The organism is Gymnodinialimonas sp. JB5-7, from assembly GCF_055693405.1.
Genome location: NZ_JBVFUX010000002.1, coordinates 55,669 through 65,127, shown reverse-complemented (window position 1 = coordinate 65,127; position 9,459 = coordinate 55,669). Strand labels below are relative to the sequence as shown.

Below are 9,459 nucleotides of genomic sequence, written 5' to 3'. Positions count from 1 at the left end.
ACCCGAGGTCTGCATTAAACTTTGGACAATATTGACGCTATGAGACAAACCGGACTAGACCGGTTAGCCCTTGAAAATAAGGGCGAGTATGCAACCTGCACTTGTCAATCGCGTCAATCGCGTCTAACTCCGTCCACATCATCAACGAAAGAAAATGGTATACCGGTGGTATACCGCGGAGGATCACAATGGCGGGGCTGACTGAGACCCAAATCAAAGGAAGGGCGTTCGGCGCTGGCATGCACCATGACGGCGGCGGCCTCTACCTGAGACGCAAATCAGATGACGGCCCGCGGTCGTGGGTGCTGCGCTACACCTTACGCGGCAAGAGATGCATGGCCGGTCTCGGCGGCTATCCAGACGTGAGCCTTGCCGATGCGCGGGAGCGGGCAACCGACATGCGGAGGCTGGCGAAGCGCGGCATTGATCCGACAAGCCCGATTGTGGCGGCCCCCGAGGCGTCCGATATCAACCCGCATTTCGGCCCGCTTCTAGACGCCTTCTTTAACGGCACTCAGATTGCGAACGGCTACGGCGACGATCTCAAAAACGACAAGGCCCGGCAAAGCTGGCTCTCGCCAATCGCGGTGCATGTGACCCCTGCCCTCCGCGATGTAGACGTGCGGACGGTTACGCAACACACCCTTGCCGCCGTGCTCCAGCCGATCTGGAAAACCCATCCTGTGACCGCTCGCAAGTGTCTGACCCGCACACTCATGGTGATGCGCTTTGCAAAGAATTGCGGCCTTGAGGTGCCGAACCTCACAGAGCTTCGCGACGATGTGCGCGGCCTACTCCAGAAACAACCTAAGGGCGGGCACCGGCCGAGCATGCCCTATGAGGATATCCCGATTTTCTGGGGCGAGCTTCTGGAGGCGGACACGACAAGCGCCCTCGCCCTCCGCCTGTTGATCCTCACCGGCTCGCGGGCTGGCCCCATCCGGCACGCCACGATTGACCAATTCGACCTTGAGGCTCGCTTGTGGACGATACCGGCCGAGGCGATGAAAGGTCAGAAGGGCATGACCGCGGATTTCCGCGTTGCCCTGAGTGAAGCCGCTTGCGACGTGGTGAGCGAGGCTGTGCGCCGCGGCACGCGTGGAGGTCTGCTTTTCTGGGGCACACGCTACCGGCCGATTTCAGATGCGACCATGGGCAAATTCATGCGCTCCCGTGGCTATGATGCGGTGCCGCATGGTTTCCGGGCCAGCCTCCGCACATGGATGGCCGAGCAAACCGACACCCCGCGCGACGTTGCCAAGGCTGTGCTCGCACAGTTTGAGGGGAACAAAGTGGACAAGGCTTATCAGCGCTCGGACCTTCTGGAGCGCCGCCGGTTGATCATGGACGAATGGGCCGCCCACGTCACAGGCAAGGCGTTCGATCCGGTGGAAGCCGAACGGGCCGCCCTTGAGCGCCGTCTCGCCGAATTGGGGGCCGCGTGATGTGTGATCTCGCCGCGGCGGTTGATCTGGCGGAGCACGAATGGACGCGCCGCCCGATTGTGCCCGAGACGCAAAGCATGATGATGAAAGCTCAGTTTGCCAAACATGACAAGCGGGTGCTCGCCGAGGTGCAAGAATGGGCGGCCGCACGTCATCATGATCTAACCCCGGCCGAGGCGGGGCACCTTTACCGCCACACCGCAACCGCCAAGCCACACGGCAACGCCACGTTATTCGGTTTCTTTGCCCGCCAGCGCATCCGCTACATCGGTGCTCTACTGGTGGACCGGTATGACCTCACCATGACCCGCAAGCCCCCTGCCCCGGACGATGACATGACCGGCCGGGCCGAGAGTGCCGCCAGCATCCTTGAGAAAATCGGCGTGCACACCGGGGGCGGTGAGCCGCTATCGGAGCGGCAAATCAACCGCATCCTTTCCAGTATCCACTAAATCGCAAAAGTAGCGGATACGGCCGTTCCGCACATCCTGTGCAATGGATGCGTCAAGACTGATTTGGACAGGATTGACGGACATGAGCGCACAGATCGCCACGGACCTCCCGCCCCGCTTCGCCCGTGTGAAACAGGTAGCGGAGCAAATCGGCGTAAGCCGGGCGACCCTCTACAACCTTGTGCGCGACGGGAAGTTTCCACCCCGCGCAAATTCGGCGGCGCGTCTCTTTTCAGTGTCGCGGCCGTTGCGAAATTCGCCGACGATCTGGAAAGCGGCGTGGACATGCCGGACGGCAAAGCCACCCGATATGACGCAACGGGCGAGATCGTCCCCGTGCGGGAGGCGAGCCAATGAAAACATCGATTAACCCAACGGGGCAATGACACCTCACAACTGAAAAGGCCAAAGAAATGCAAACGATAATTCCAAATCACGACCCAAGCACACGGCTCCTAACTTTCTACATGGGTGAAGTCACCGAATTCCCGGTGATCGCTTGGACGTTGGTCACCAACGAAGACGGAGGTTGCAGTGTCGAACCGATTACCGTCACGGACTACCCCGCTCTCGGGGCTGGCGAAATCGAACGTGCGATAGAAACCCGAGGCACAGACGGCACGGTCGCAATCCACGGATTGGATGAGGACGGCGGGTCTGACCTACAGATTTTCGCCAGCCGAACGGAATGGCTCGAATTTGCGCGGCGGGTCAGTGACCAAGACTTAAGCGAGATCGCCGCGTAATGGCAAAAGCCCCGAGTTTGACCTCGGGGCTTTCATCAAAAAGGCTGAGCAATGCCCCCGAACAAGGCGCACAGGCAAGCGCCCAAACCCTCACAACCGGGCGGCTTCAAATCGGGGCCTATAGCTTCCTTCGGGCGCAATTCGAACACCTCGGGCACGGCGGCTATGAGGACGCGGCGGCCGTCATCATCAAGCGCCTTGTGCGTGATCTGGACGGCGTAGAGGCATCGGCAGACCTCGCCCATGACCCGGAATGTCTGGAGGGTTTCGGCTTCGCCGCGGGCATGAGCCGAGACGTTGACGTCAATCATTGGCTTGGCGTTGTCGGCGGCTCTCTGGACGCAAACACTACGGCTGAGATCATCGCGGAGCTAAAGGCCGCGGGTCTCATGCCGAAAGCCCATTGAAAGAAAAACCCGGCTCAAGGCCGGGTCTCATCTCGCCGTAAGGAATGTGGGGCAACCTCACCGCGGGTTAGACGGGTCAACGGTTGAATTCACAAGCTCCAGATAGCGCAAATTTACCAGCACCGCAAGCCCCTAGAGTTAAAGTGCCACTTAATCATTAGTTAGCAAGATACTGATTTTGCTATAAATTACTTTACAAACAGTAGGACAAACGATAACACTGGACGCACAACGAAGAGAACCAACCAAACTGAGACGGCGAGCAATCGTCATTGTCGGGTGTGGTGGTTCCATGTCCGATTTCACAAGAGGAATGTGGGCATGAATTCCCCAGATATTCAAAAAACTGAGACGGCAATCCGCCGACGCTTTCCCGGCATGTATCGCGGCTGCAAGCCGTGGGTCATCGGCATTGACAAAACGGTCAAGGCCGCCTTCCCGGACGTGGACCCCGAGCTTATTGATGCAGCGCTCCGCCTCCGTGCTCGGTCCACCCGCTACCTTGCCGCATGCTTTGAGGGTGCGACCCGCTATACGGAACACGGCAACCCCAGCCCGTTCAAGGTCACGGCCCAAGAGGCCGAGGACGCCGCCCGGCTGGCCACGTTCATCCGAGGCGAGCAACGGCGGAACGGACGCAATCGCCAGATGGTCGGATTTGCCAGCATTCAAAACCTACCGGTGCACGGCTCGCTTGCGGAGACGCCCGCAACTGTTGAGGCCGAACGGAAACCGGCCGTTTCTGCACCGGTTGAACCGGATGAGCGCACAGCGCCGCGGGTGGGGTTTTGAGCCATGTCATTCCAACACCGCACATTCGCTGCACTGGCCTCGGCCGGGGCATTCACCGCGACCGGAGCGCAACCGTCTGAGACGCTAAGCGCATGGATCACGTTTCTTACCAACTGCCACCTCGGCGGCTGTGAAGCCCGCATAGAGGTGCAGAGCGAGCACACCGCCCTATTCTCGGCACCGGGTGACCCGTTCGTCACGTTGCTTGTGACCCATGAGCATGACGGGCCAATCGCTCCCGGCTTCCATGAGGTGGCGCATCTCTTTCCGAAACCTACCGTCTTTCCAGACGGCGCAACGCAATGCGGGCAATTCGGCTCCGGCCGTCCGTTCCTTGTCTGGCCCTGCGATATGGCCTCCACCGTCGCCGAGATCGCAACGCTGTGGAGCGCGGCCGTTCAAGACGGCGAGTATGTCCGTGATTGCGACCTTGTGGACCTCTACCGGGTGCATGATGCGGACACCGGTTTAGTGCGCATCTATCATGCCGGGACCGGCCGGAACACTTCGCTTGCGAAGTGTCACGCATTCGTGCCGCGCCTGAGCGGAGACGATCCGGCGAAGGTCCGCAAAGCCATGCTTGAGCGGCTGGACCGCAAGCCGGTGCATCGCCTCGGCTATGAGTATGCATGCAAGTCGGTTGTGCTCGGTGCCACGACGCCGACCCCGGCCCTTAATCTGGCGGCCTTGCGGGCGACGGAAGCGATTTGTGCACCTTGCGGTCACAGATTGGCATTTCGATTTGCCTTTGCAGTGCATCCCTCAAGCATGCCCGCTGTGGCCATTCTCGCTGAGAGTATCACCCGCGTTGACATGGTCGCGCCGGAATACTCGGGCAATCGGTCAACGTTCGTCATCTCTATCGGTTCCATCTGCGAAAACCGCCAGACGCGCCACCTTGTCCAACTCGTGGGGGGACGGCGGCACGAGCTTATCGCCATGGCACAGCGGGGCCGGGTCAATGAGTGTGGAGATCGCAAGCGCCCAAGATCGCGCATGGTTTGCCCGCAACCCGTCTCGCCAAATCCGGTTGCGGCCGCGCATCGCCGGGGAATTCGACCCCTCGCCCGAGGGTGGCGGCGACCCCGTTGCCTATACTCAGGCCAAGGAAATCGGCGCGCACGATGCGAAAATGCGTGCCCGCGGCCTCAAGGCTTACACGATCTCGGCGTGCATGGCCGGTGCACCCGCCCGCATTCGTCAACCCGTGTGGCTGGAGGTCATCCCGAAATCACGGCTGGACCGCATGGGAGACACGCAAATCCTCAAGCGTCTCAGCCCCCAAGAACGGGCCGGAATTGAGCCGTTCCTCAACAGTGGAGCAAAGCAATGAACAATCGTCACATGTGGCTAGACCGCGTCTGGCAAGCCGAAAATCCGGGCCGCGAATTTCGCCTCCGCAACCGGATCACCGGTGAATTTGAAGTGCGCGGATCGTTGTGGACCGAGGAAGATCACGCCCGCCTCAAGGCCGAAAATTCCAAGCAAAACGATGAGGGCCGCCAAGCCCTGACGGTCATCAAATTTGTCGGCGACCTTCGCCTTCGCTTGCCTCTTTGGGGCTACGGCTTCACGCCCGCTGTGATTGCTGATCTCACAGACGATGACGTGCGAGATTATATCGCCGCCGCTGGATACGATCCGGAAGCCACGATTGGCGATGCAAAGATTGCCGAGATCAAACGTGTTGAAGCGGAGGCGGAAGCCGCGCGCCCGGCACTGTTACGAGCCTTAGATTTCGGGTGGTTTCAGGCCAATCCAGATCGATCGATGCGCATTCGGTTGACGCGCGACCATGACGTGCCGCCGGAGCTTGCAGGCGACATGGCAGACGGCGTGGCGCATCTCCGCGAAATGAACCGGCGCGGGCTGATCTGTCACGTGATCGTCAAACGCGGCGAAGATGATCACGCGCCGTTCACTTATGCCTACCGGTGGCTCAAGCGGCAAACACCGGACCAATTGCGCGCCTATTCGGAGGCTGATCTCAACGCTCTTTTCAGCGGCGAGACCCTCGGACGCCAGCGCGGAAAACTCACACTCAATCTCAAGAAAGGCCAAACCCATGACCAATGAACAAACAATGATCCGAGGAAGCGTCACACCGTGGCTGGTGTTCTGCGATGCGGCAATTCCGCATGACGGCGAGCGCACCTTTTTGCACGACTTCCTCGCATGGATCGTGCAGCGCCCGGACGAACCGCTTGACTGGTGCCTGACAACGGCGGGCGGCGATACTGACACCCTCGGCACGTTCAATGAAATCGCTCTCCACCTTGCCGGGTCCAGCCCGACCAACGTTGTGGCTCTGGACGATGAGGACGTAGACACCTCGAACGCCGCCCGCGTTGACGATCTCATCCACGAGGGCAACTGGAGCGATTTCTCCGCCGGTGTGCTCATCCTCAAGTGGATCACTGGTCACGGCGAGCCGTTGAGCGACGGCTTCCGAAAAGACATCATCGCACATGTCGGCGGCAACGGCGTACGAGATCACAACGTGATCCTGCATCTCGACACTTCAGACCCGATATGGTTTTCCGCCCAAATTCACGGGGACATTATTTTCCGCCCCGTGACGTGGGGGACCGAACACCGCGACCAACTCGGCGGCCTCCGCCAGTGGCTTGCCGAGGGCGGCGTTGATCATCTCCGCGACTATTACGCCAATCGGCTCATCCAGACGCGTGATTTCGTGAGCCGTCCGCCGCTTCCTGAAATCGCCGCCGAATAAAAAGAACCCGCGGCCGGGGAGCGCTTCCCTTGCCGCGGGCCACTTGCAAACGCCGTAGCGCAAGCCTTCAAACACGGCGTTTTTACTCGAAAACAAACAATAAAACAAGGCCCAAAGAGCAATGAACGCCCAAGCCCCGATTACGTCCGACGCGCTGCAACCGAACGTTACCCAGATCGCGCAATTCCTCGGCTGGTGGTTTCCGGCCGGTCTAGAATTCACGCTTACGTGCATCCCGGCGGACCGGAGTGCGCCACTTTTCGGGCAGAGTTTCACCGATGCGGACACCGCTGCTAAGTGGGCCGCCGAGGTCAACGCGACCCATCAAGCGAGCGTCTATTTCCACCTCAATGCGGGCGTGCCGCGGGTAAAGCCCGGCTCGGGCAAACTCCAGAAACCGGACGTCACTCACATCGTGGGCGTGTGCGTCGATCTGGACCCCGAGAGCGGCGAGGGCGTTGACCAGACCGAGGCGCAAGCGGCCATTGATGCGGGCATTTCACGGATCATGGGCGACGGCGTTTCGCTGGCCATTCACTCCGGCCGGGGGCGGCAAGCCTTCTGGAAATTCGACACGGTCTATGAGGCAACCGAGCAAAACATTGCCGCGGCCGAGACGCTTGCCCACGCGCTTGAGATCAAGCACGAGAGCGACAACGTCCGCAACGTTGACCGCCTCATGAAATTGCCCGGCACGGTCGCATATCCGGACGCCAAGAAACGCGCCATGGGATACGGTCCCGCGCTGAGTGTGATCATCGGCGGCGAATGGGGTCTGGCCAACTACAATGCGATGCACTCAGCACATGCGGCCGAGATCGCCCAAGTGGGCCAGATCGCAGCGGCTCCAGCCGTAAAGCTCAATTCCATGCCGCTCCCGCCTCGTGTGTTTGAGGAATACGTTGACCGGATCAAAGCGGCCTTGAACCGTTCGCGGCATTCCAAAGTGATCCTTGAAACCGGCATGCCCGAAAAGCCGACCGAGGGTCTGGACGGGTCCGAGATGTTCTTTCACATGATGTGCGTTGCCGCCCGCGTGATTGAGGACCCCGCCGTAGCCGCCCGCGCCCTCATGGGCACAGCGTTCGTGCAGCAATCATACGTCCCCAGCGGTCACAAATCCCGCGCCCACAAATGCGCCCGAGAGCTTCGCACCCGATTTGCCCGCGCCTGTGCGTTCGTTGACCAAGTGCAACGCACGATTGACGATCTCGCCGCGACGAAAACCAGCGATGCGGACATGACCGATCTCGCCGACGAGCTTCTGGCCCTGCCCAAAGCCGAACGCATGGCAAAGCTCGCCGAGATCAAGGAAAAACTCCCGAAACCGGCGGCCAAGAACCTAGAGACCGCCGTTGCGACCAAAACCGCAGAGCTTGCGAAATTCTACAGCGCCGAACGCTATGACCAACGATGCGCCGCCCTCGGCGAGTGGGTCCACATCCGGAACAACGGCAGTAACAAGCCGGTCATGCTCAACGTTCTGGACGGCGCGCGGGTGCTGCTAAGCGACTTCCCGTCTTACTTCCCGGAATTTCCGGACGTCACGGTTGACGCTGGATTTGACGCGAACGGCAACCCGAAAACGGCACAAATCCCGGCCGTGCGTTACTTCATCCAAGATGACCCCAAGTGCCAGCATTTCGAGCGCATAGGCTTCAACCCGCGTGTGGAAAATTACTGGTATCTGGACCCGAAAACCAATCACATCATTTTTAACAGCTACAAGCCCCAATACCCGTATGCAGTGCCGGGCGACGTCAACCGATGGTTGCAATTCATTGAGATGCAAATTCCCGATCCGGATGACCGGTCACACTTCCACATGTGGCTTGCATTGATCGCTCAGCGCAAGGGCTACCGCATCGGGCACGCTCTCGGCATGGTCGGAGCACACGGGGCTGGTAAATCGACCGTGATCGAACTGTGCCGCTACCTCATTGACGGCACCTATGACCAAGGCGAACAAATCCACGCGGGTGAGTTGAAGGGGGCGGACATCGGCGCGCGGTTCAATGCGGACCTTGACGAAAAGCTCTTGCTGTTCTGCCACGAGATGGAGAAACCCAAATCCGGCGGCTGGAAGGAAATGCGCGAACGCTCCGCATGGCTCAAAGACACGATCACCTCGCCGCATCTCAAGATTGAGGGCAAGGGTAAGGACCGCCAGACCAAGGCCGCCTATTTCAATCTCGTGTGTGCCGGTAACCACCGGAGCTTGCCCGCGTTCGAACTGGAACCGACCGAGCGCCGTTGGCTTATGATCGAATTCGAATTGGGCGGCTACCAGATCGCCGAGCGGTGCGGCCCGTCCTACCTCAAGGAATTGTGGCAGTGGCTGGCCTCGGGCGGATTGGCCAATCTGGCGGCCTTTTATCAGACCCAAGCGATACCACCGGAGCTTGATGTGCTCGGCGGGGTCCGGGACGCTCCACATACAACGTTCTTCAAGCGGGCAATTCGGGACACACTCGGCGAATTCGAGTTGATGATCCGGGACGCCACGGAAGAGGGCACAGAGCCGGGCTTTATGGGTGGCTGGGTGGACATGACGGCCGCGAAGCGCCGCGCTAAGGCGATGGACATTTCTATCCCCGGAACACAAGCGATGACCAACGCCATGGAAAGCATCGGCTTCTACCGGTTCGGCCGGGCGCGCAAGGGAAGCGTGGTGGAGAACGTCGCAACGATGCTCTACAGCCGCCAGCAACTTCCGCCCAAAGATCGTGACCGTGATCTAAACCGGGTTGATGTGCACCCGTTCCGCATCGCTCAAAACCTTCCGATCTACGAGTAATAAAATTACTCTCAACATTTTCAGTGGTAATATTATTGCTGAGTGTAGAGCAGGATTTGCCGGGCATGTTAGTGGCACGCTTCTGG

General features: G+C 59.9%; 10 protein-coding genes. All 10 read left to right on the top strand.

Annotated features, from left to right (window positions below; genetic code table 11):
- Window positions 1–188 precede the first annotated feature (188 nt).
- Window positions 189–1,445, top strand: coding sequence for a tyrosine-type recombinase/integrase (locus ACZ1HK_RS00515; protein ID WP_472627024.1), 1,257 nt, complete (start codon window positions 189–191; stop codon window positions 1,443–1,445).
- Window positions 1,445–1,897 carry a hypothetical protein gene (locus ACZ1HK_RS00510; RefSeq protein WP_472627023.1) on the top strand — a complete coding sequence of 151 codons (453 nt, stop codon included), beginning with the start codon at window positions 1,445–1,447 and terminating at the stop codon, window positions 1,895–1,897. Before ACZ1HK_RS00515 ends, ACZ1HK_RS00510 begins: the two co-directional genes overlap by 1 nt.
- Window positions 1,898–1,940: 43 nt before the next feature.
- Window positions 1,941–2,267: a helix-turn-helix transcriptional regulator gene (locus ACZ1HK_RS00505; RefSeq protein WP_472627022.1), complete on the top strand. Its 327-nt coding sequence runs from the start codon at window positions 1,941–1,943 to the stop codon at window positions 2,265–2,267.
- A 43-nt stretch (window positions 2,268–2,310) separates the two neighbouring features.
- Window positions 2,311–2,643 carry a hypothetical protein gene (locus ACZ1HK_RS00500; protein WP_472627021.1) on the top strand — a complete coding sequence of 111 codons (333 nt, stop codon included), beginning with the start codon at window positions 2,311–2,313 and terminating at the stop codon, window positions 2,641–2,643.
- Window positions 2,643–3,050 (top strand): hypothetical protein, encoded by a 408-nt coding sequence (locus ACZ1HK_RS00495; RefSeq protein ID WP_472627020.1) that lies wholly within the window; start codon window positions 2,643–2,645, stop codon window positions 3,048–3,050. Before ACZ1HK_RS00500 ends, ACZ1HK_RS00495 begins: the two co-directional genes overlap by 1 nt.
- 321 nt (window positions 3,051–3,371) lie before the next feature.
- Window positions 3,372–3,842: a ProQ/FINO family protein gene (locus ACZ1HK_RS00490; protein ID WP_472627019.1), complete on the top strand. Its 471-nt coding sequence runs from the start codon at window positions 3,372–3,374 to the stop codon at window positions 3,840–3,842.
- Between the two features lie 961 nt (window positions 3,843–4,803).
- Window positions 4,804–5,175: a hypothetical protein gene (locus ACZ1HK_RS00485; RefSeq protein ID WP_472627018.1), complete on the top strand. Its 372-nt coding sequence runs from the start codon at window positions 4,804–4,806 to the stop codon at window positions 5,173–5,175.
- Window positions 5,172–5,918, top strand: a complete 747-nt coding sequence (locus ACZ1HK_RS00480) for a hypothetical protein (RefSeq protein WP_472627017.1) — start codon at window positions 5,172–5,174, stop codon at window positions 5,916–5,918. Before ACZ1HK_RS00485 ends, ACZ1HK_RS00480 begins: the two co-directional genes overlap by 4 nt.
- Window positions 5,908–6,576 (top strand): hypothetical protein, encoded by a 669-nt coding sequence (locus tag ACZ1HK_RS00475; protein ID WP_472627016.1) that lies wholly within the window; start codon window positions 5,908–5,910, stop codon window positions 6,574–6,576. The genes ACZ1HK_RS00480 and ACZ1HK_RS00475 overlap by 11 nt, the downstream gene beginning before the upstream one ends.
- 121 nt (window positions 6,577–6,697) lie before the next feature.
- Window positions 6,698–9,373: a primase-helicase family protein gene (locus ACZ1HK_RS00470; RefSeq protein WP_472627015.1), complete on the top strand. Its 2,676-nt coding sequence runs from the start codon at window positions 6,698–6,700 to the stop codon at window positions 9,371–9,373.
- The last annotated feature ends 86 nt before the right edge of the window (window positions 9,374–9,459 follow it).